Genomic DNA, 23,104 nt, shown 5'->3' with positions numbered 1-23,104 from the left:
TAAATTATGCAGCTTTCTTTTGTGCTCTAGCTATACTATACTCATAATGGACACCCATGATATCAAAGACAGTTTTCTTCTCATATCTGTGAGATTTCCGCCCGTTTTTCTCTAGAAGGTGGAACAGTGAACCAGAAACTTTGTTATCTCTTGGGTGTTTTGTATGGCTTGATAGAGGAGAAATAGATGATCTTGAATCATTCCAATCGCTTTATATTCACTTAATTCTTTTTGCTTCTTCTGTAACAAAAGTTGGCGCATTTTAAACATGGTAGAAGAACATAAGAAAATAGCAATCAGTTTCCCGTATAAATGGCACTCTATTCGTTCTTGTTTAACAGTGCGACAATGATCTATATGAAACAATGATCTATATGAAACAATGATTTCCACGTTTTAAAAACTATTTCTATCTGCCAACGTAAAGAGTATAGTTCATGGACTTGCTTCATCGAAACCCACTCCCACGGAGTGTTAGTTACATATACATTCAACCCAGATAATATTTTACTTTTTTTCGAATATGGTTTTCCTTTTTTCTTTTCACTTTCCATTTGTTTTTTTCGTCGTTCTCGTAATTGTTTTTCTGTTAGACGATACAGAACGAGTCGGGCAAACAAAACTTTTTGATCTCCTACATAAACATTACCTACTTCATAAGTTTCACCAGGTAACAAGCGCTCCATCATCATTTGCAAGTTGATTTTTACATATTCTGTCTGTTTTTTGAGTGCACCATTATGAAAAAATGTAGGATTAGGATTTTTGATATATACATTTGAATTTAACTTTAAGCGTGAAATAAAATATGTTCCCCGTTGATCCATTTGATCTAAATCCTCTAATGAAAAATACCCTAAATCACGAATACATAAATCGCCTGGTCGTAACGTATCTAAACATTCTGTGCCGAATGTTTTATCATTATTTTTTCCAGGCCCCACTTGAAAATTAAGAAATTGTCCACTATGTAAATCATATTCTAATTGAATTTTGATTCCAGCTGTTTGCGCACATCCACCTGAACCAGGGTATATATGCTCCAACGTATTAGGTACCTGAAACATGGTGGCATCCATGATGCGAATGCGTTGAAAATGAGCAAGAAGTTGATTAGAAATGTGAGTCTGTTCACAGATTTTTTGTTGTAATAACAAAGAAAAGATATGTTTTAAAAATAACACTGATTTTTCATTAAATCGTTTATTTAAGCCCTCCGGGCTAAGTACAGTACCTGTAACTGCATGAAGCCTACTACATAATCGGACTAAAGAATCACTGGCCACCCTTTGGCTAATCCAAATACAAATGGTAGCTAAATCTGCCCCTGAAAATTTGCGTTTTCTTTTTACAAATTTCATCTCTCTTGCTAGTTCTTCCAAAAAATCAGGTGTGATATAGCGCTGTAATTCTTCTGCAAATGGTTGTAACTCCTCTTGAAGCAAGAGATTCATAAAAAACGTCACCCTTTCTCATAGATTATTAAGAAAGAATAACGTTTTTTTGTACTTTGGGGTAGTAAAAAGCCTTAAGTTGATGGGCATGCGACGGCTACCAAGATAATGTTTCTCTCGAATTGTTTTCCTTTAAAATATCCCATATGGTATGCTCCTCATCTCATTTTTTCTACAGTCTAGCTCAGCTCCAAAAACTTTGCAACAGAATCGTTGTTCGAATGTATTTAACGTTATTTGTATTTGTTCCAACTTAATTTCGGACTATGAATATTTTCTCAATGTATAATAGATTGAATTTTCCGTTTTTAAAGTATAATACAGAAGAATAACTGTCATTATTCCCTTCTAAAAGGACGGACTATGAAATAGAACCGTTCTTTCTTTTCGCTCTTCACCTAGCTTACGGATTGCATGTTTACACTATCTATGCCTAGTATACGGTGAACGTTATGGACAAAAGAACTTCTTCCTAATGTATGTGTCGTACCAAAGGGAACGCCTAATTCTTTTGCTATCCGTACCACACCTTTAGAGCCGGAGGTTGCACCACCATGCCCCATATGTTCTAACATGAGCATGACAATATCTGCATTCCGTATCATTTTGCGTAATGTAACTTCTCGTTCCCTTTTCCCATGCGCCCACTGAAAATTTCCACCTCTAACGGTAATTTCTTCTTCAATGGCTGCTCGACCTGGTTCAAATCCTACCATCAAAATTGTCTTTCCTTCCAACGTTTGTACATACTCTTTTTGATTTTTTTCTTGCTTTCTCTTCATACGGGCTGGTTTACTAAAATCATTTACAAAACTAGACGGATACGTCCAAGCAACCCTGACAATGTCTGGAGAACTCTTGTAATAGGCAAGATCAATAATATCTCCCTGGACGACAGAAGCAGCATCTTTGGGCGGAATCCAAAATCGTTGAGGAGCTCCATTGACATATATACGATTCTGTTGCATGTCTTTCTCCACAAAAAATTGTTGTCGTTCTTCATCATATTCTACAATGGCATAGGAACAACAACCACGTTCTTCATTTGGTGGCATATGTCGCCTTTCGGCCACTTCAAATCTATGCTTATATCGTCCATCCGACACAGATGCATTTTCTGTTACATACACGCAATCCCCATGTTCTAATTCTAACGCTCTGACAATGCGTTCGGGGACAAAACATCCTATTCCTTGTAATTCGCCTCCCTTTAATTTACGCTGAAATACATACGATTCCCTCTTTTCAAAAGGTTCTGTTTTAGCAAGAGAATTTGTATGAAGGGGATTCGTCTCTGGTTCTGTGAGTTCCTTCTCTCTATGGGGTGTTTGTACGATGGTTACATCTGGTAAACGAAGGATATCTTTCATCACATGTAGATAGCTCTGTAGAACCTCCTCAGTTTTCACAATTGATTGTTCCTGTAATTCTATTTCACAAATGACCGCTTCCATACCTTTCTTTAGTTCCGACAAAATGTTTTGTTTATCCATCTTTTCCACCTCTCTAGTCACAAAATAGGTAAAGTTCAGAAAATTAAAACCTATTAGATTAATATTAACATATCCTCCATGTACAAACTACCGAATATAGAAACGTTTATATTGTGCTCATCTTCCGCCTGTTGGTCATGTATGGTGAAAAGACGGTCGAAAAAGGACCGTCTTCTAAAAAACTTCCTATATAACAACTACAAATCATATAGAAGACCGTGTACCATACTCCATCTAATTTAACAGCATTTCTCTTTTGTAGCTTTCATCATAGACATGGTAGAAGTCATCATTTCATCGCATTCGTGCATTTTGCTAACCATAGCTTTATCCATGTTTACATTCATTTGCATCATGTTGTTCATCATCATCTTCATACACTTCATTTCACACATCATTTTTTCCATAGACATCATCATACTTGTTGTACCTTCCATCATTGTTTTTTCCATGTTAACATCCTCCTACATTTTTAATTTTTTTATCTAGCAATTATAAACATTCTTTTTCTTTTTACAAATACCTCCAAATTTTTTCCTAGATAGATATTGATAAAAAAAATTTTAGTTAGGATAAAGAAAATTCCTATAAAAAGAATAATCTTTTTCATGTAAAAAACTTCCTTAACGTACGTTTTCTTTTTATGGTCATGTTTCTTTTAAGCAAAGAATAAACCTAGTAGTTCATAAAGGTGTACCTTTGCGAACTGTTAAATAAAAAAGAACAGACTATTGAAATAGTTTGTCCATAGGTAACAGATGAAATGAAAGTTACTCAAATTTATAGTATAATAAATTTCTAAATAATAAAAGGTATTAACAAAAAAGAACGGTTCTATTGGCATAGTCCGTCCTTCGAGAAGGGAATAATGGCAGTTATTCTTCTTAATTATACTTAATAAAACAGAAAATTCAATCTGTTATATATTGAGAAAATATTCATCTTCTGAAATAAGGTGGTTGTTATGAATAAAGGTGATGACATTTTAAGGTTGTTATCAGAAATCAAGTTGGAACTTAAAGAAGTAAAAGAACAGATGGAGAAAATGCAAACAAAGTTAGATACATTAGAACAACAAAATCAGGTGAAGAACAAAATAGAGCGAAAGAAGCCAAAAACAAAACCTGGTAAACAAGATAAGCGAGATTGGAAATACCCAGCTAAGCTGAAATGAAAACTGTACAGGACTAAAATCATACAGAAAAAGTGAGATAATATGAAGCGACCTCCTAGATTATCAAGTCAGGGATTTTAACCCATAATAATGAATGAAAACATTATGAATGGGGTTATACCCTATGATAATAGGAGGCCACTATGGAAAATATAATCTATATTGGGATGGATGTCCACAAGGAAAGTTTTAGCTTATGTGCACTACACGGAACAACTGGGGAAATTGTAAGAGAAGCACGATGTGCTTCAAATGTATCTCTCGTAAAAAAATTCGTTGAGAAACTGAAAACAAAATATGGTGAAGATATAAAAATTAAAGCTGGATATGAGGCTGGTTGTTTAGGGTATTCACTTCATAATCTTCTTGAACAAAATGGAATTGATTGTGATATTTTAGCTCCCACAACAATGTACAGTTCATCAAAAAATAAAATGGTTAAAAATGATAAATTCGATGCCAAAATGATTGCTCTTAATTTAGCAAATGGCACCTATAAAGAAGTATATGTTCCAGAAGAAGAGGATGTTGCCGTGAAAGAGTATATCCGCATGTTAGGTGATTTTAAAACATCTTTGAAAAAAATAAAACAACAGATAAAAGCATTCCTTTTAAGGCATGGCTATGTGTATGAAGGGAAATCAAGCTGGACAATCGCTTATATGAAATGGTTAAAGAATCTTGATCTACAAGGATTATTCAAAGAAACGTTAGGCGAATACCTATTACAGTATGATGTTCTAGTCGATAAAATTGAGCGGTTCAGTCTGAGATTAGAAGAATTATCTCATCGTGAAAGGTACGAAGAACCAATCGCAAATTTAAGATGCTTAAAAGGTATAGATACAACATCGGCAATGACTGTTCATGTGGAAATTGCAGACTTCACTCGTTTTCCCACGGCTAAAGCATTTATGGCTTATGTAGGATTGACACCAAGCGAAAGCTCAAGTGGAGAAAAAATCAGTCGACGTTCGATTACAAAACAAGGAAATTCGACCGTTAGGTCTACTCTTGTAGAATGTGCAAATGCGTTGGTAAAAGGAACAATCGGATTAAAATCGAAGCGAGTGAAAGCAAGACAAAAAGGGCAACGAAGCGAAGTGATTGCTTATGCGGATCAGGCTGTAGAAAGGTTACAAAGAAAATATTATCGCATGATATATCAAGGGAAACCTAGAAATGTTGCCGTTACAGCTATCGCAAGAGAACTGGGGTGTTTTATATGGGGATTAGAAACAGGTAAAATTCACCGAAAATAAAGAGGGAAGGATATGAAGTTGATTGATTCATTCATAGTTAGAAACCAAAGGTATCAATTGATGGCATAGATGAGCTTCAGAGATAGTGAATTACAGGTCTGGCTATCTATGACTCACCTCTTCTGGCATGGCTGAAATTCTGATAAACAAGCTATTTATTAGAATTTGAAAAGGTGTGATCCACGCAGTGAGATTATAAGAGCCTAACGACGAACCATTAACCTGAGGTAACCAATCCACGAATAACAGAGTGGTTAACTGTCGATAGATCTTATTTCTGAAGCTTTTGTATGCCATCAAGAAAAATATTATGGGTGAAAAACTATTGACAAAGGTCACTTCATAACAGGTGATAGGTACATGAATAGACAAGAATTTGAGGATACCTTACAAAATTTTTCTTTCTTTTTAGCTAGTCGTGGAAGAAAAGCATCCACAATTAAACGATATGTATATGATATTGAGGACTTTGGAAGATGGCTGCAAACATCGAACCGTTTTCAAGAAAAGAACGTATGGAACAAGATAGATAAAGAGGATTTTGAAGCCTATTTTCAGGAACTCATATACAAACGAAAGTATGGAGAGAAAACCATTCATCGTATTGCAGTCGTGTTAAAGAAATTGTATCAGTTCTTGGATATTCCAAGTCCTATTGTAGAAATGCAGGGAATTACTCCACCAAATCGGGCCCTACGCAAAGAGGATTTTATTACGAAGGAAGAAGAGAAAAAGCTGAAAACCATTCTTTCTTCACCTGAAGGATTGTCAGAAGAACAACTTTCTGTTCGACCGCTTCTCATAGATCGAAATGTATCCATCCTATCACTTCTTTTGGACTATGGGCTTACACTACAAGAACTTGTGTCGTTACAGATGCAACAGGTGCACTTTGGAAAGAATATGATTACTGTTTTACATAACAAAGGGACAGAGAGAAGGATCATGTTAAGGGAAGAGGATAAAATACGTTTATTTACGTACTATAAAGCGATACCTGAACCAGTTCGTCCTAGATATCATAGTACGGATCCTTTATTGGTCGCATTTGATTTTAAACGAGGTACATTTCGCTGGGTGTATGACAATGATGCTCCGAAAGCACTAACAGCCATTGCTGTACAAAAAATGATTCGATTAGAAGTAGCCAGAGCGCAACTGAGAAAAGGAATTTCCGCACAGCACTTACGGAATACCTTTATTCTACGTTGTCTAGAAAGAAATATGTCTACAGAGGAAATCATAAAAAGAACAGGATTCCTTTCTCATTTATCAGTAAAGCGTTATGTAGAATATGCAAATCAGCATTCACATGGAAAATAGTTTGAAAAGAATCAATTTCTATGGCATACTAAAATAGTATAAATTTATCTTTAGAAATGTAACGATGGAACCTTTTGCACTGTAGAAAGAATTGTCGTAGAACATGAAACATATGAAAAGCTCCCTAACTTGTTATATAAATCAGGGAGCAAAAGGTAGTACAGTATCGGTTGCGCTAAGTGTAGCATAAAAAGGTTCATTAGGTCTATATATTTCTGAATATTCAATTTACTTTTAAATATTAGTTCTTTAGGTTTAGAAGCTTCAGTGGAACAACTAACCTTTTGAAAAAGTGTACCGTACACTTTAATTGTCTAAAATATGGCGTATTTCTGACATATCCAGATTCGTAAACTTCGCAATATCTTCGATATCCATGCCGTTTTTATGCATGCCCTGGATCAATTGAATTTTCCCTTCTTGAATGCCTACTTCTTTTCCTTTTTCCATACCCTCTTGAAGCCCTTCTTCTCGTCCCTTTTCCATGCCTTTCTTTTCGGCATACTTATACTTAGAAGCTTCATCAATAAGAGCCTTTTGTCTCGCCTCATATGACATACGGAATGCAGGGTCTTGGCTCATCTTTTCCCACTTTTGCATCGCATCTTTTAAAATCGGATCTCGGTTCATGGCGATTTCCTCCAGTGTATGCGTTAATTGTGTATCTTCGTTTGCGGATAGTAACAGTAACCATCTCACAAAAGAGTCTTCCCACGGATTCACTTGTTCTTCTTTCCATTGTGCCATTAATTTTGGAATTTCAATTACGTGTAACTCTAAATCGTCTACGAGTAACTTTTGTAAATTGATATCCCACAGTTTTCCTGTTGTATGAAATGTTTCGTATTCTGAGAAAACAAGAAAGTTTAAAATGTTAATGGTGATGGTTTTTCTGAGTGCATCGTAAGAACCACCTTTTTGCATTTGAGAAGCATATAAGCGACTCCAATAATACAAACTACGTTTTAAAAAATCATGTTGGTCATTGAGCTGTATTTCAATAGAAATTTGAGTATTATCGTCTAAAGTTGCTAATACATCTAGAATGGACAATTTGTCCTTTTCATATTCTCGATGCAAGTGCGGGTCTTCTATTTGTAAGGTTTGAATCGGTGAAGAGAGCGAAGACGCTAAAATCACGTTCAAAAATTGCATTAAAATTTGTTCATTTCCTCTTGAGCCAAATAATTGCTTGAAAGCAAAATCAACTCGCAAATTGACTAAAGGTTGATCCATGGTTAGAGTCACCTTTCTGTTTCGTATACTATACGTTTTTTTATTCCCCTTTTTCGGGGGATGAGCAAAGAATCTATATGCCTATTGTATCGGAGAAGAGAGAGAAGAAGCAACCCTTGTGAAGATGTTTTTGGGGAATTTATTTTTAAATACATTACGGTGCGTGAAATTTTTTTCAGATTAAACATGCACCTATCTTTTTATGTCTTTTTCTATCGCGGATTTAACCTGAAATCTTTTTAACCTCCTTATCAGTTCCTGTGCAGGGATTTCGTCTTTTTACATGTAAATATATTCACTTTGTCTTTTTCTTTCATTAGAAAGGCATCTGAGCGTCCGTTTTTCTCCCTTTCCGCAAAAAAATGAACGATTTTCTCGGGTTCTAAAACTAATAAAACAAAATATACGGATTAAAGATGAACCGTCAAATGAGAAGAACAATAGTACACCGCCCGGTGTTTCAACTCTTCATACGTGTATAATTTTTGTTTATCAAATAATTTGGGCTGCTTCTGTCTATAGTATCCGAACAATTCTTCTCCGTTTTCCCGTATACGATACCGACGAGTTTGTCTGATGGTACCTGGTATTTCAGAAGCAAACTGTTTGAGTATTTGTAATGCTTGTGAAGATGGGATTTCTTCCCCTGTTACATAGGCATGGATAAAGATAAGTTCTTTTATTGTTATATAATTGTAATGTGAATTCCCACTCATAGAAGAATCCCTTCCTCGGTCATTATTTTCATCCTTACATGACTAGGCATATAAATGAATCTATCTGTTTAGCCTATAAGTATCTTCAGCGTTTGTTTCACTTTTTCATCGTCCACTCGATAAAATACTTCTAATCCTTTTCGCTCGTATGCTACGACTTTATGTGATTTTAACTTGCCAAGATGTTGCGAAACAGTGGATTGTGGCATGGCGAGATACCGTTGTAATTCAGAAACATTTAATGACGTTTTCTTTATTAATTGATGTACCATTTGGAGACGGACAGGATGTGCTAATACCCTTAATACTTCTGCAACACGTTCTAATTCATTGGGCCCCGTGTAAAAGACATTTTTCATCTTCTATTTCCTCCTTTATGTGATTTTTTATACGTCTCCTCCATCAAATTCATTTCTTTATCTCTTCATATCTATTTTATCACATCCTATCTTATATGGGCATATAATTAGGAACAGCAAAAAGGACATCTTCCCCATGAAGATGCCTTTTTTATGTAACTTTCTCTAGATGATAATACTATTATATGCAATTTACTCATACATATACTAAATAATTGTATGCTAGTAAATTAGACGTGTTATTCTTCACAAACACAACTATTCCATATGCTACGAAAGTTGCTGGCTCTACCACCCGATCCTTCACAACAATCTTGCTTGTGCCAGCGAAGAATCACGAACACGCTTTCGAATTATAAAATCTACCTCTCATTTTGTCAATAGCAGATAAATAACAAAACTATAAATAATAAACAGAATTACTTATAGTATCAGTCATATTTTAATTATAGGATTCATACCCAACTATTTTTATAAATTCGTTGCATATTTCGCAAGACGATCAGCTAAATCATTGTATTCATTACCGCTATGAGCCTTAACTTTTACAAATTGTATTTTAATATTCCGCATGTATTTTTGCATAAAATCTTGATACTCTTTTGTTTGAGGGTTTTTAGCTCTCCAAGCTTTTGTTGCGAAATTTTCAATACCTGTATAGTCATAATACAAAATCATGTGTTTCCAGCCATTCGCTAAAGCCAATTCTACCGCACGTCTTGCACCCATAAGCTCAGCACCTACATTATGAGTAGCTGTTACATCTAAGTAGGGATAGGCACTGAAATCCTTTAAGTACACTTGGTTTTGAACAATCATCACTAAGCCATATCCTGCAATTTTTCGCTTCATGTTATAACTTCCATCAATATAAACTTCTACGATGGATTCTTGTGAAACACCTGAAGAATATAACTTTGTTGGCTGTTCTTTTATGTTTTGAGAAGGAGGGGATACCTGGTACTTTTTATTTTGAATGAGAGTGGATGACAAATATTGTTGTGCTTCTTTTTTAGAAGGAAAAGAGCGGTACTGAGCACCTGAATACCCTTTTACATGCGTCTCACATTCTTTCCAAGAATAAAAAATACCGGTTTCCCTTCCTTTTCGCACAGCATATACTTTCTTTTTCATTCATCTTCCCCCTCATTTCTAACCAGCCCTCTTCTTATGTATTATGTAACTACACCTTTCCTGTAAATCCGGATTCTTTGTGATATCATTCTCTTATAATAAAGGAAAGGAAGGAAAAAATATATGGAGAATCAACCAAATTGGCAACCTATCCAAAACCTGCCTATCATTGCAAATCTAATAGATGGGCAATCTTCAGATGCTAAAGAACAATATGTAAATCTTTTAGAAGCCCTTAGCAAACCCCATGTGTTAAATGATGCAATAATTCAGCGCACCATCCATGTTTACACAGAACAACTTGAATTTGTATGGATATTTGAAGAACAGCTTTCCAAATGGAAAAAAGAAGAGCGTTTAACACCTATCGAGCAAAGTGAAATTGAACGTCTTCAAGAACAAGTGCAACAGTTACACAGTATTTTAACCGATATTTTAGCTATAACAGAAAAATTAAAAGACGGAACCTATGAAAAGGTAATGGCAAAAAGTGATTTGCAACTTGGAATAGAATCTTTGCAAAAGATTAAACGATCCGATTATTGAGAAGAAATGCTTACACAAAAACGGATTCTGCAAGAAAAACGAGAATTTGTACATTTCTAGTAAAAGCGTTATAATAGCAACCTAAAATGAATCATTACCTGGAGGTACACACATGAATAAAACAGAACTTATCAAACAAGTTGCCCAGGAAGCAAACTTAACACAAAAAGATGCAACTGCATCTGTGCAAGCTGTTCTAGATCAAATTACACAAGCTCTAGTAAAAGGCGACTCTGTACAATTAATTGGATTCGGTACATTTGAGGTACGTGAACGCTCTGCACGTACAGGACGTAATCCTCAAACAGGAGAAGAAATGTTCATTCCTGGAGGAAAAACACCTGCATTTAAAGCGGGGAAAAGCCTAAAAGAGGCTGTAAAATAGAGTACCATACATAAAAAGAAGAGGGATTCTTCATCTCTCTTCTTTTTCATATGAACCATTCCTTATTTCACTAAGTGCTGTTGCAATTCTTTCATCAGATAATCTGCACCTTCTGAGCTGACAATAATTTTACCGTTTGCTAATACAAAATTACGTTCTGAAACTTCTCCTGTCACCATGCAAATTCCATCAGGTTGATACTTCTGTAAAACAATTTTCTCTCCGTCTACAAAGATTTCAATTGGTGTTTTAGCCTCTATATCTAAGGTATTCCTTAATTCCCTAGGAAGCACAATACGCCCCAATTCATCGACTTTGCGAACTACTCCTGTTGATTTCATCAAATCTCTCCCTTTTTATCAAATCTATTTTAACAAGGTTTCTCCAAAAATCAAAAACATGAACATCCAGAAACACACACTAACAACTTGTTAGAAAGGTAAATCGTCGTCCGAAATATCAATTGGTTGACCTGAATTAGAGAATGGATCATCATTCTTTTTAAATCCAGAGTTACCAGAATTACTAGATTGATTAAATGAGTTCGAACCTTGATTACCAAAACCAGCTCCTACTGGCTGTTGATTGAATGAATTACGTTCTCCTCCACCACTATTACGTGGCTCTAAAAATTGTACGCTCTCTGCAACTACTTCCGTCACATATACACGCTTCCCGTCTTGCCCCTCATAATTACGTGTCTGAAGGCGACCATCTACACCAGCTAAACTACCTTTTTTTAGAAAGTTTGCTACATTCTCCGCAATTCTTTTCCACACTACAATATTTATGAAGTCTGCTTCTTGCTGTCCATCCTTCTTAAATTGACGGTTAACAGCTAGCGTAAATGTTGCGACCGCAACCCCATTTGGCGTGTAAAGCAAATCAGGATCCTTTGTAAGACGACCAACTAAAATTGTACGATTTAAAGACATATGGTAACTACTCAGCCACCTTTCGGTGTCTTTTTTAAATTTTACTAGTTTCATATGCCTCCCATTTGTAAATACTGAGTATATCAAACAGGGGAGGTGAATCTTATGGTCGATCGAAAAATTATTTTAGATACATATAAAAAAGGACCTGAAGCTGTTATTTCTTTATTTGAAGAAACATTTTCTAAGTTAGAAAAACGTATACAAGAACTAGAAAATGCTTCAAAAAAAAACTCCAAAAATAGTCATAAGCCACCTTCTACAGATGGTTTGGGTAAGCCCGTTACAAAAAGTTTGCGCAAACCGTCTCATCGTCAAACGGGTGGCCAGTTGGGCCACAAGGGACATACTCTTGGTTTGACAGCGACTCCAGATCATACGATTACACATTCTCCTACATATTGTACTTGTTGTCATACTTCCTTGAACCACGAGCCTGTAAAAGGGTATCGCATTCGCCAAGTGTATGACTTACCACCTATTCAGATCGAAGTGACAGAACATAAAGTAGAACAGAAAGAATGCCCACATTGCCATTCTATCCAAGAAGCCCAATTTCCTTCGACAGTATCTCGTCCTGTTCAATATGGTCCAAATATAAAAAGACTGATTCCCTATTTAACGCATTATCAATGCATTTCTTTGAAGCGAACAAAAGAATTCTTTCAGGATTGTTTTGGACATTCTATAAGCGAAGGAACCCTGGTAAATCATACACAGGCTTTCGCTTCTCAATTGCAGCCATTCATAAAAGAAGTAAAGGAAAAGATTCTGCAGTCTCCTGTTGTCCATTTTGATGAAACTGGTATGCGTGTAGAAAACAAAACACAATGGTTACATACTGCCAGTACACCGGAGGTGACATTGCAACATATTCATCAAAAACGTGGAAAAGAAGCAATGGATGCTGGAGAAATCTTGCCATCTTTTTCTGGAATTGCGATGCATGATGGTTGGAAATCGTATGATGCGTATACAGATTGTCGTCACGTTTTATGTAATGCCCATCTCTTACGAGATTTACAAGGAATTATAGATAGTACTGGAGAACAATGGGCACAACAGATGCAGAAATTTCTAACGCAAGCGTTGACGATGAAAAAGCAATCCGAAGGTACCATGCCAAAAGCGACGCAAAAGAATCTGTTTATTATGTATCAATCCATATTGAAAGAACAACAGATTCTTTCCACGAAACAAAAGAAGAAAGGAAAGCAGACGCCTTCTCAAAATTTATGGAATCGCTTCGTCAAGTATTCTGACAGAATTCTAGCGTTTTTAGAACATCCAGCCATTCCATTTGATAACAATCAAGCAGAACGGGATATTCGGATGACGAAAGTAAAACAGAAAGTGTCTGGGACTTTCCGAAGTAAGAAAGGCGCAGAATCTTTTTGTCAGATACGAAGCTTTATGAGTACCATGAAAAAACAAAAACAATCGGTCTTACAAGCGATAAACCAAGTCATAGAAACTAGAACGGTTCCTTGGAATAACACGACTTCATAAGAGAATTTCTCTATTTGGCATAGATTCTTTCTCTGATTGGAGTATTTTCTTTTCATGTTTTCGAATCGGAAACATGTATTTGGCCTGTTTTTTTATTTGAAGAAGCTGAGTAGTTACGACATATGTTTATTTCCTCCCTTAGTTCCCTTTATTTTTTAGGTTCACCAAACCATTCATACATGGCTTGACGACTAATAATCCATTCCTTCCGCTTTCCTTTCGGATGTAAAAAGAATTTGATTAAGCCTTCATCTAACATCCGTTGTAACTCTACTACTTTCTTTTCAGTCATACCTGAAGGGCTGATTTTGTGTTTCAACGTTTCACGAGGAATTCCCCAATAGAATGATGCTTCACTTGGCGTCATGTACTTTTCAATCTCTTTCATGAATATCTCCTTTATTGTGTTCCTTTTATGCTATACTGGTTCATGAAGGGAATGTGCTAGATTCCCTTCATAGTTTCACACTCATTCAAATTCCCTTCTGTTTGCTTTTTTACAACGGAGGGGTTTTATTTTTGATACTTAAATCTTGATTCTAAAATAGCCAAACGAATGAGTTTAACCTTAATTTCCTTACTCAAAGATAACCACTCCGGCGTATCAGTTGCTTCTAATGCGTAGCAAAACATTTGATAATACTTAAAATTACTAAGATGGAAATCAATTTGACCTCTTATAAGGAAATATCTTAAGTCTCGGATTACTTCAACTAACCTCTTTTCCATTGCAATCCCCCTTATTAACCACGACCTTATAAGGTAATTATAACTCCTTTCACACGACCTTACAAGGTGTTAATGTGGAATTTAAGAATTTTTATTTTTTAACACAACAGAATACGTGCAAATTAATATAAATTAACAAGAAACCCTTTAAAACATCCTTTGAGGCTCATATTCCACTTTAAATAAGTTTTTAATTCACCAGATACTTATTACATTACGGTCAATAATAAAATCCGATACAAGGTAATCTGGGAATCTTTTTTTATATGAACCTCATTTTTTGGAATAAAATAATAGATGAACTGAATATAGTCCTTTCAGCTCATCTATTAATTGCTTCAGTATGTGTACAAGAAGGAAATTGAGAGCAACCAAAAAACTTATTATCATTTTTCTTGGAATATCGAATGACTAATTGATTTTTACAGACCGGACATTTCCGTTCTGCCGGATCTACTTGCGTATAAACAGTTTCCGCTTTTTGTTCTGGATTCACTTTGTTAATTAAATTTTGAAGCTCCAAACGATCAATGAGTTTCACCTGGCATGCTTTTGCTAGTTCTTCAGCTTGTTTTGTAAATACACTATTTGTTACAATCCATGCCTCATCAGCCTTGTAGTATGCTTTCCCTGCATAAACTTCTTGTACAGCTCGAATCCCAACTCGATTTTTTATCCCATATCGTTTCGCCTGGATTACAATGCGATTTTTTCCTTTTAATATGACATCCACACCGTAGTCACAAGAGCGTTTTGTGACCTCTGGGCGGTATCCAAGCTCTCGAAAAAGAGCTTTTAGATATACCTCAAATTGAAATCCATCCATTTTGTCGATGTAACGAATCCCCGACTTCGCCATCCTCTTCAGAATTCGAATTTCACGTATTTTTCCCGCACTCCATTTTAAGATATGAAAGAACATATAAAGACCCATTCCATACAAAAAAAGCTGTAGTATACCTGGCATTGCTAATGTATTAGACACTTCGCTCCATCTCCTTTTTCGGTATTGGTTGCCTTTGTTCTAATTGCACTTGTTTATGAGGCTGTTGCTGTTTTTCTGTTGATTGTATGACTGCCTTCAGCACATCATTCCAATCTTTCACCTGTGATGGAAGATGCATTTGAACACGTGGTGTAATTGTTAAAGCTCCCATCTTTTCCGTAAATTCTTTCCCCGCTTTATCATTATCTACTGCGAGGACAATTCGATTCACGGAAAGTCCTTCATCTTTTGCCTCTTTAAATGTACGTAGAACTGTCTTCATCTTCAGACCATTCATACTGACTAGCCTTGCATTTTGAAGCCGATTTTGTTGTAACGTCCAATAGGAAAGGAGATCAATGGGGCTCTCAAAATAATAAATGGATGTTGGTTTCCCAACATCCACTGTAAATCCTGTATGCGGTTTTCCATTCGGTAAGATCTGTTTAAAAAAGCCTCGCTTATTCTCCATCTTAACCGTTCCTTGTCGTTCTGCACCTACTATATCTCCTGTTCCACCTTGTTCTCTCCATTTAAACACAACATTCTTCTTTTTATCTTGTGCGATAAGGTCCTGCCCAATCAACCAATTCACTAAGCGAGAATCAATTTTTCGCTCCTGGACTAAATATTTTTTAATTGCTTGTTTATCCTGGACTTCTAAATGTCCTGGATAACAGAATGGCCCGTTTTGTTTCGGCTCTTCTTCCTTAGAGGATGTAAAAGTCGGATAATCGCCAAGATTCACATCACGGACAGCTTCTTGAAAAGACATACCATAGTACATTCTCGCAAAACTAATGGCTCCATACCCTTTCTCTCCTCGGCTATTCCATGCATACATATTGTCACGAATTAACAAGCTATCGTGCTCCGTATGTCGGTAATAGTTTCCCTCTTGTTGAAATTTCTCCCCTTTGGCTTCTAAATACGACAACAAATCCACATCTTTTGCTTTCATGACTTCCTCCTCTGCCAGTCGATATGTCATGTTGGCACCTCCCCTTGTTGTGAATGGTTTCAAGAATAAAAAAAGAGAACTGTTTGTATCAGTTCTCTCCTATCCGTATCATATTCCCTATATTTTTATCCTTTGACTCTGTGATAAGATCAAATGGGTTTTTAGTAACCGTATAACAGCATAGCTTTTCATTCATCAACTTCATTACTTTTTGATTTTTTTCTATATAATAATTTTCAGTAAAATGAATCCAATCTACCACATTATCTTCATCAGTCGACGAGTATCGGAATAGCTTGTTTTCTTCTAATTTACAAATTAAATGCTTCATTTCTTGTAAGGGTAGCATAATCTCAAATTCAGACGTGTGAAACTCCTTGTCTAGCTCGAACAACACCGTTATATCACAGCAACCTGAACCATATGAATGCATAACATCGCATGACCAATCAACAATCGATAACAAGGTTAATAGTTTATATTTGTGTATGGATCGTTCAAAATGGACGATGGGAATATGCACAGAATCTGATTGTAACAATGCATTCATAATAATCGTTTGTTTAAGATCTAACATGGGTCTTTTTTTTGCTCTTACATGCTCCAATCGAGGTTCTAATTTGAGTAAAAGTTCATTCAAATGTGGCAAATTCTCTTCAGGTTTTTCTCTTTCTTCTAGAATATCTTGAAATTCCATTTCACCCTCTAAATAATGTTCAAGTGTTTCTCTGGTGAACAAATTAGAAAGAAAACGATAATATCTATAGTCACAAAAAATTCTTCCCTGCAATGTTTTTTCTTCAAAAAATAAGATTTCCAACGGATCACAACTTTGAAGGTCGATATTAAATTCGCTCATTTCTCTTATAAAATTCATACTGCGTTCACTCCCTCTCATTTTTTATTTTCCAAATAAAAATTTTAATCGTTTTTCTTGTGTACTGTAGGATAACCGAGCGTCAAATTTCTTCCCTGTATTTTTGGATTCAAACCCTTTAATTTGATCGGTCATATTCTTCTCTAATAATTTGATCACATTGTTACTACTAATTTTCTTTCCTGACACCGTCCCTGGGATAATAAATTCACAAGTCTTTTTATACTGTTCACATAAGTAGTTTGCTTTCCCTACAATTACTCGGCTCTTACAGAGCGGACATTTCCCTAATGTGCGGTCTTCCACCGTTGGAAAACGGAACTTTAATCCCTCTTTATCCAGATAGAGTGCCGCTGTAAATTCTCCGTTTTCTCCTTTAAACCCTTGAATGAAGTCTGAACATTGCCCCTTCAGAATTTTTTTCAGTTGAGAAGGAGGAATCGCTTTTTCTTTGATTTTGGCTGGTAACATGAACTTACAGCCATTTTTATATTCTGTGCATCCGAAAAATGTTTTCCGATGAAGAATATCCCCTTTTTTACAGTCTGGACACTTCCCAAGAGACAGCTCTTCTGTCGTCGGAAACTGGAATTGTACTTTCCCTTCTCGTAACACCAAATATGCTGAAAACTCTTTTTCACCGGATTTAAAGCCTTTTAACAGATCCGTTTTCTTGCTTTCAAATAGCTTTTTTATTTGTGCTTCAGGAATCGCTTTTTCTTTAATTTTCTTTGGCATACGGATCTCACACTCAGGATAGTTACTGCACCCATAGAAGTTTCCTTTATGAAGAATTTTCCCCTTTTTACATGGACAACGGCATACTTCAATTTGTTGATTCCAATTCAAAATCATTTCATCCGCTACTTTTTCTTCTGTTTCTCCCAGCTTCGCAACCGTATCTTTCACAAAAATATTTGTATTTTCCACAAACTCACCGTATGGCATTTCTTTCTTTTCGATCATATGAATCATCCCTTCCATTTCAGCCGTATAAGCTGGATTTTTAATTTCATCTATCGGAAACTTCTCTACAAATGCACGACCAATTTTCGTTGTACGAATCTGGCCATTGGTAACTGTGATGTAATTTCTCGTTGCAAGCTTAGGAATAAACGTCTCTTCTGTTGCGACTGTTCCAATCCGTTTTCCTTTCATTAACTCTTTTAAATGGTCATCATCTAACTTGCGACCGGCGGTCTCCATAAACGTTAGAATGGAGCTTTCTGTATGGAATGCTGGTTTCTTTGTTTTTGACTGAATGAGGTCATGTTTTACAATTTGGAATAAGTCTTCTTCATATAAAAAAGGGATTTGAAAGCTTTCCACAGACCCTTCTTCCATGTCCTCGTGAAATACGCTTAAAAATCCCTTCTCTTGAAGCACCTTCTCTTTTGTACTGTATATATTTTCATCTTGATCCATAAACTGTGCTTCACGCACCAAATAAACAGCCGGTGACATAAAGTTCCCAATAAATCGCTTTACAATCAGATCATATAATTGAATTTCTAATGGTTTTCTATCGGTCCCGTCATATGGTTTTGTTGTCGGGATGATGGCAAAGTGACTATCTACAAGTCCATCGTTAAAAGTTGCATGTTTTTCTGTAATGGTATGCGTATCTACAAGTTGCACCAAATTTGCATAATTGGTAGACTGCAAGGCTTGGAATACTTCTTGTACCCTGCCTACCTTTTCCGTCGGTAAATACCTGGACGACGAACGAGGATACGAAATCCAACCTTCTTCATATAAACTCTGAATATGCTTTTTTGCGGTTTCTGCACTTACTTTTAACTTCGCATGAGCCTCTTTATACAGATCGGTTAAGTTATATAACAATTTGGGTTTCTTTTTTCTAGTACTCTCTTTAAACTCCGTTACCGTTAATTCTGTACCAACTAATTTAGCACCAAGCTTTTGCAAAGGAGCCGGATCTAATAACTGGTCTTCTGTCTTCATAACTGCCTCTAAGCCATTGTCTGTGATGAGTTTTAGATTATAGTAGGTTTGCTCTCTATAATTCTCTATAGCTACCTCACGTTGCCAAATCTCATGTAACAGACACATTTGCACACGCCCCGTTGCCAATAAGAACTGATTTTTAGCAAGTTTTGTTGTGCATCCCCTCGTTACATTGATTCCAAGAAGATAGTCCAGGTATTGCCTCGCTTTTGCGGAGTTTGCAAGTCCGTCATAGCGTTCCCCTGGCTCTAATCTATTCAAACCTGCCTCTAATTCTGCTGGTTCATAAGAAGAAAGCCAAAGACGAGATTGTCTTTTATTTACGCCCGCATACTCATATATTTCACGATAAATCAGTTCACCTTCGCGATCTCCATCACAGGCGTTGGCCACATGATCTACGTCCTGACGTTGCAACAGGTCTACTAAAATATTGATTTGTTCAACATAGTCAGGTTTCACCTTATACTCTGGTTCGACTAAAATCGGTAAATGCTCAAACTTAAATTCTTTGTATTTTTCATCTATTTCTTCTGGATGTTTTAGCTCTAATAAATGACCCGAACACCAACTAATAATATAATCCTGATTTTCAAAGTATCCATAATACGGTTTACTACCCATATGTTTTTTGGCATTTCGAAAACGTGGTGATTTCAATAATTCGTATGCAACTTTCGGCTTTTCCGCAATAAATAATGTTTTTCCCACTATCCATTCCTCCTTATATATGTAAAATTATTAGTTTTAACGCTTCATTTTTCGTAGTTTGAATCGTTTTATCGCACATTGTCCCATCCATATACAAACGTTCATTATCACGACCACAAGCAACATGCAACCAGCAAATAACCAGGGATTCATGACATCTTTCTCCATTCCCAATCCTTCTGTAGAAAGACATACATTTGTTTTTTCTCTGATAACACCTCACGTGCAATTTGAATTTTTTCTTTCGGCAAAGAAATGAAAATTAGTTCTTCTGCACCTATCGTTTCTGCCCATACGCCGGTATAATCGATGTCTACAATCTCAACGATATTTACCATTCTTTTCTCCCCTTTCGTTGTTAAAAAGAAGAAGAGCACTGTTTAACAGTACTCTTCTTACAATGTGTCTATTAGGAACGTTCCATTTCCGTTTCCTTTTGCTGTTCTTTCTTTTTCACACCTTTAAACCGATGGAAAATCTGTGCGAATTTATTTTCGTTTTTTGGTTCTTTTTCCTGACTGGATTCTTTGTTGCTCTTTTTATCATATTCTTGTTTTTCTTGATCCAGGACTTTTTCGAGGTTAGTTAACTTTTCACGCTGAGAATCTGTTAGATTCAGCCCTTTTAATTCCTGAAGAGCTTCTTTTTTCAACCGATATACTTCAGAATAAGAATGTGTTTTCTCGAACTCTTTCATTTCTTTCACACGTTCTTCTCGACTCTTGGTATACGTTACTTCTTGTTGCCCTGGACGAGCTTCCTTCTTGACTTCTTTTGAAACCTGTTCTTTGGAATCAGAGGACTTCTCTTTATCAATCCCCAGCATTGCCAATACTTCAGTCTTATACTGATCTTTATATTGTTGCTCCTCACGGGAAGGAGCAATCTCTTCTAGTACTTGTTCCTTGTACGACTCTTTATAAGCATCTTTCGGAGTTTTTGGGGGTATCATTACCTTATCTTTTGTCTGTAATGGTTCTAAAGGCTCAAAAGACTGCTCTACATTATATTCCATCCTTTGAATGGATGTTTCCGCAATTACTCCTTGTTCAATTGCGGTTTTCCGTAATGTCGTATATTTGTCTTCTGTACGCATCACTCTCATCATACTGTCTGTATTGTATTCATCTTCTTGTCTTTTCGCTTCTACAAATGCTCGGTAGCGAGTTTCTAATTCTTTCGGTATATTTTTTACGATTTGATGTGTTTCTTTTTGCTTTTCTGTTTGCTCTTTTATTACATCAGAAAATGCCTTTTCCCCCTTTAATTGAAGAGAAGATTTCGACCAGTTCTCACCATCTATATCTTGTTCATATACTTTTACGATTCCACTATCATGATGAATATCAACTGTTACATCCCCTTGTCCCCAGTTCATCTCACTTGTAATAGAAGGGAAAGACAATCGCGTCATACCTGGTTCAACACCTCTTTCCACCTCATGCATATTCTCTTTTAGAAACCGCCCTTTTTCCTTTCCAGCCGTACTCATCGCATATTCATATAATGCATGTTTTACATCTTCTTGTTTGACTTGTTCTTGTATATTCATCTTCCATTCCTCCTTAAAATAAAAAATCACTTTTCGCTCCCAACGATAAGTGATGGTATTCTTTCTTGATTCAATTGTTTAACTAAGCCATCTATCGTTCTAGTTCCACTTCTTGTTTCTTTTTCTTTGTAACATTTTGGAACTGCGTAAAATTCGAGAATGGTTCAAATTGTTTCTCTCGATCAACTACTTTAGATGCGGTTTGTTTTGTAGCCGTAACTCCTTCTTTATTCAACTTTTCTTGCACTTTATGTTCTAATTGTGTGACAGACTCTTGTGTGATGAGTTCATTATCAATTGCTACATGTTTTGTCGCAAAATACCGTTCTTCCATTTGTACACGATGGATAATACTATCAATATCGTTTACTGTTTCATGAGATTGCGCTCGCTTAAACGATTCATATTTTCCACTTAATTCTTTTTCCATGGAAGCCGTAACATGTTTAGCTGTGTGCGGAAGCGGGTTTAATTTTTCTTCAAGAGAGCCAATCGGTGCATATCCTTCTTTTTTCATTTCTTTATATAATTCCACTTCTTTTTCACTAAACGCTGGATTCTTTTGCTCCTCTGCCTTATCGATTAAAACGCCATATCTTTCATCTTTTACAAGTTCATCTAAGCTCATCTGTGCATCCTTTTGATTTACAACAAATGATTGATTACCTTTACCATCAAAAATAGAATCTTGGACTTTTTCATATACATCTGGTCTTAAAATTTCATCCAAGGATACATTATCTCGTTCACCATACTTCTCCATTAACGAAACATACAAATCTTCACGATTCGATTTATCTGCATTCCATACTGACAAATAACTTATATCGTTTGTGACTGCATCCATCATGTGTATTCTTGCCACTTCCTCATCTTGTATATCTTTATCCAAGACCTCAATCGTTACCAAATGAGCGGGTGTTTCTTTTAAATTTTCTAATGCACTAGATTGATCCATATCCTTTATATTTTCCATACTTCCCACCTCTTTTTCATGTATTTGTTCTTTCACTTTTTCCAATGTGTTTTCAATCGTTTCAATAAATTCAGTAGAAGTTTCATGTACTTCTTTTAATAATTTAGATTTATCTTTCAGCTCTTTTCCTTGCGTCCAGTCTGCTAAATAGCCTAACGAATACGCGCTTGTATCCATTCCAAAATAGGAAGAAACCGTATAAGCTGTCATCTCTGCTTGAAACTCTTTTTCAGGTGCTGAGTAATTCATATGCGTTTCTGCTGTATGAAGTTTGGCATGGGCTAATTCATGAAGAAGCGTTTTTACATTTTGTAATTCACTATTCCTCGGATTCAAGGCAACCTCTTTCGTTAAGCTGTAGCTCACCCCCTTTGCGACCCCAAGTTCTTGTTTTGGCTCGATAATTTTCACACCGTTTTTTTCAGCAATGGCTTCCATTCCTTTGTACAAACTCCTATAATCTTGCACACTTCCTTCTAGCCAACGGTTTGGAAAGATACGAGGTAGATCTTCAGCTTTTGCGTTCGTCTGAGATACATCAAACACATATCCGACGGAGAAATATAAACGACCTGGTTTGACTTCTACATTTTTAGATTCAATCTGTTTTTTCTCTTCCTCACTTGCTTTCGCAACTGGCTTCCAAGTTCCAGTTTTATCTTTGAACTTTGCTGTTGTTCGGTTCGGAACAAGGATCTGTATTCCTTTCTCACCCTTATTAACCGAAAATCCTTTTTCGTAACTACTCAGCTTCTTCAAATAAAAAAACAGGCCAAATACATGTTTCCGATTCGAAAACATGAAAAGAAAATACTCCAA

At 36.0% G+C, this 23,104-nt stretch carries 22 protein-coding genes and 2 pseudogenes; 6 read left to right on the top strand and 18 right to left on the bottom strand.

Annotated elements, in window-relative coordinates; genetic code table 11:
* Positions 1-4 precede the first annotated feature (4 nt).
* The 3 genes and pseudogenes from MHH55_RS30875 to MHH55_RS30865 all read right to left on the bottom strand — a co-directional run bounded on the left by MHH55_RS30875 (position 5) and on the right by MHH55_RS30865 (position 3,399).
* Positions 5-1,454, bottom strand: a pseudogene (locus tag MHH55_RS30875) (IS4 family transposase).
* A gap of 398 nt (positions 1,455-1,852) precedes the next feature.
* Positions 1,853-2,947, bottom strand: coding sequence for a hypothetical protein (locus MHH55_RS30870; RefSeq protein ID WP_078188107.1), 1,095 nt, complete (start codon positions 2,945-2,947; stop codon positions 1,853-1,855).
* Between the two features lie 239 nt (positions 2,948-3,186).
* Positions 3,187-3,399 (bottom strand): hypothetical protein, encoded by a 213-nt coding sequence (locus MHH55_RS30865; RefSeq protein ID WP_065486595.1) that lies wholly within the window; start codon positions 3,397-3,399, stop codon positions 3,187-3,189.
* Positions 3,400-3,911: 512 nt separating this feature from the next.
* On the opposite strand from MHH55_RS30865, the gene MHH55_RS30860 reads away from it, so the two are divergent.
* The 3 genes from MHH55_RS30860 to MHH55_RS30850 all read left to right on the top strand — a co-directional run bounded on the left by MHH55_RS30860 (position 3,912) and on the right by MHH55_RS30850 (position 6,706).
* A complete protein-coding gene (locus MHH55_RS30860; RefSeq protein WP_078188108.1) occupies positions 3,912-4,121 on the top strand; it encodes a hypothetical protein in 210 nt (69 codons plus the stop codon).
* A 143-nt stretch (positions 4,122-4,264) separates the two neighbouring features.
* The gene (locus MHH55_RS30855; RefSeq protein WP_340880263.1) at positions 4,265-5,383 is read left to right on the top strand and encodes an IS110 family transposase; all 1,119 of its coding nucleotides are present in this window, start codon (positions 4,265-4,267) and stop codon (positions 5,381-5,383) included.
* Between the two features lie 360 nt (positions 5,384-5,743).
* Positions 5,744-6,706, top strand: a complete 963-nt coding sequence (locus tag MHH55_RS30850; RefSeq protein WP_078187862.1) for a tyrosine-type recombinase/integrase — start codon at positions 5,744-5,746, stop codon at positions 6,704-6,706.
* A gap of 306 nt (positions 6,707-7,012) precedes the next feature.
* Here MHH55_RS30850 and MHH55_RS30845 read toward each other — a convergent pair whose 3' ends face one another.
* The 4 genes from MHH55_RS30845 to MHH55_RS30830 form a co-directional block, all read right to left on the bottom strand.
* Entirely contained in the window at positions 7,013-7,942 is a 930-nt protein-coding gene (locus tag MHH55_RS30845; RefSeq protein ID WP_078187860.1) for an Rpn family recombination-promoting nuclease/putative transposase, read from the bottom strand.
* Between the two features lie 410 nt (positions 7,943-8,352).
* Positions 8,353-8,658, bottom strand: a complete 306-nt coding sequence (locus MHH55_RS30840) for a hypothetical protein (protein WP_078187858.1) — start codon at positions 8,656-8,658, stop codon at positions 8,353-8,355.
* A gap of 68 nt (positions 8,659-8,726) precedes the next feature.
* Positions 8,727-9,017: an ArsR/SmtB family transcription factor gene (locus MHH55_RS30835; RefSeq protein WP_078187856.1), complete on the bottom strand. Its 291-nt coding sequence runs from the start codon at positions 9,015-9,017 to the stop codon at positions 8,727-8,729.
* A gap of 471 nt (positions 9,018-9,488) precedes the next feature.
* Entirely contained in the window at positions 9,489-10,151 is a 663-nt protein-coding gene (locus tag MHH55_RS30830; RefSeq protein WP_078187854.1) for a ribonuclease H1 domain-containing protein, read from the bottom strand.
* Between the two features lie 123 nt (positions 10,152-10,274).
* Between MHH55_RS30830 and MHH55_RS30825 the strand changes: the two genes are divergently transcribed.
* Both MHH55_RS30825 and MHH55_RS30820 read left to right on the top strand, forming a co-directional pair.
* On the top strand, positions 10,275-10,697 hold the full coding sequence (locus MHH55_RS30825) for a hypothetical protein (RefSeq protein WP_078187852.1): 423 nt from the start codon (positions 10,275-10,277) through the stop codon (positions 10,695-10,697).
* A 112-nt stretch (positions 10,698-10,809) separates the two neighbouring features.
* Positions 10,810-11,082: an HU family DNA-binding protein gene (locus MHH55_RS30820; RefSeq protein WP_078187850.1), complete on the top strand. Its 273-nt coding sequence runs from the start codon at positions 10,810-10,812 to the stop codon at positions 11,080-11,082.
* A gap of 62 nt (positions 11,083-11,144) precedes the next feature.
* Here MHH55_RS30820 and MHH55_RS30815 read toward each other — a convergent pair whose 3' ends face one another.
* Both MHH55_RS30815 and ssb read right to left on the bottom strand, forming a co-directional pair.
* Positions 11,145-11,423, bottom strand: coding sequence for an AbrB/MazE/SpoVT family DNA-binding domain-containing protein (locus MHH55_RS30815; protein ID WP_078187848.1), 279 nt, complete (start codon positions 11,421-11,423; stop codon positions 11,145-11,147).
* Between the two features lie 90 nt (positions 11,424-11,513).
* Complete coding sequence (ssb, locus tag MHH55_RS30810) at positions 11,514-12,017, bottom strand: single-stranded DNA-binding protein (protein ID WP_078187846.1); 504 nt, start codon at positions 12,015-12,017, stop codon at positions 11,514-11,516.
* A gap of 105 nt (positions 12,018-12,122) precedes the next feature.
* Between ssb and tnpC the strand changes: the two genes are divergently transcribed.
* The gene (gene tnpC / locus MHH55_RS30805) at positions 12,123-13,526 is read left to right on the top strand and encodes an IS66 family transposase (protein ID WP_100910632.1); all 1,404 of its coding nucleotides are present in this window, start codon (positions 12,123-12,125) and stop codon (positions 13,524-13,526) included.
* Positions 13,527-13,674: 148 nt separating this feature from the next.
* Here the strand turns inward: tnpC and MHH55_RS30800 are convergent, their stop codons facing one another.
* The 9 genes and pseudogenes from MHH55_RS30800 to MHH55_RS30760 all read right to left on the bottom strand — a co-directional run.
* Positions 13,675-13,914: a hypothetical protein gene (locus MHH55_RS30800; protein ID WP_002205092.1), complete on the bottom strand. Its 240-nt coding sequence runs from the start codon at positions 13,912-13,914 to the stop codon at positions 13,675-13,677.
* Between the two features lie 125 nt (positions 13,915-14,039).
* The gene (locus MHH55_RS30795) at positions 14,040-14,255 is read right to left on the bottom strand and encodes a hypothetical protein (RefSeq protein WP_078187979.1); all 216 of its coding nucleotides are present in this window, start codon (positions 14,253-14,255) and stop codon (positions 14,040-14,042) included.
* A gap of 322 nt (positions 14,256-14,577) precedes the next feature.
* Positions 14,578-15,240: a restriction endonuclease gene (locus MHH55_RS30790; protein WP_078187978.1), complete on the bottom strand. Its 663-nt coding sequence runs from the start codon at positions 15,238-15,240 to the stop codon at positions 14,578-14,580.
* On the bottom strand, positions 15,233-16,231 hold the full coding sequence (locus MHH55_RS30785) for a DUF3991 and toprim domain-containing protein (protein ID WP_078187977.1): 999 nt from the start codon (positions 16,229-16,231) through the stop codon (positions 15,233-15,235). Before MHH55_RS30785 ends, MHH55_RS30790 begins: the two co-directional genes overlap by 8 nt.
* Positions 16,232-16,289: 58 nt before the next feature.
* A complete protein-coding gene (locus tag MHH55_RS30780) occupies positions 16,290-17,078 on the bottom strand; it encodes a hypothetical protein (protein WP_254849803.1) in 789 nt (262 codons plus the stop codon).
* A gap of 24 nt (positions 17,079-17,102) precedes the next feature.
* Positions 17,103-19,757, bottom strand: a complete 2,655-nt coding sequence (locus tag MHH55_RS30775; protein WP_340882042.1) for a type IA DNA topoisomerase — start codon at positions 19,755-19,757, stop codon at positions 17,103-17,105.
* Positions 19,758-19,906: 149 nt separating this feature from the next.
* A complete protein-coding gene (locus tag MHH55_RS30770) occupies positions 19,907-20,095 on the bottom strand; it encodes a hypothetical protein (protein ID WP_078188036.1) in 189 nt (62 codons plus the stop codon).
* Between the two features lie 71 nt (positions 20,096-20,166).
* The gene (locus MHH55_RS30765) at positions 20,167-21,309 is read right to left on the bottom strand and encodes a hypothetical protein (RefSeq protein WP_078188035.1); all 1,143 of its coding nucleotides are present in this window, start codon (positions 21,307-21,309) and stop codon (positions 20,167-20,169) included.
* A 91-nt stretch (positions 21,310-21,400) separates the two neighbouring features.
* Positions 21,401-23,023: pseudogene (locus MHH55_RS30760) on the bottom strand (ImmA/IrrE family metallo-endopeptidase); the annotation flags it as partial.
* Positions 23,024-23,104 lie beyond the last annotated feature (81 nt).

The sequence above is a fragment of the Bacillus sp. FSL K6-2944 genome, assembly GCF_038005385.1.
GTDB classification, from domain to species: domain Bacteria; phylum Bacillota; class Bacilli; order Bacillales; family Bacillaceae_G; genus Bacillus_A; species Bacillus_A cereus.
This window is presented reverse-complemented; position numbering and strand designations above follow the sequence as displayed.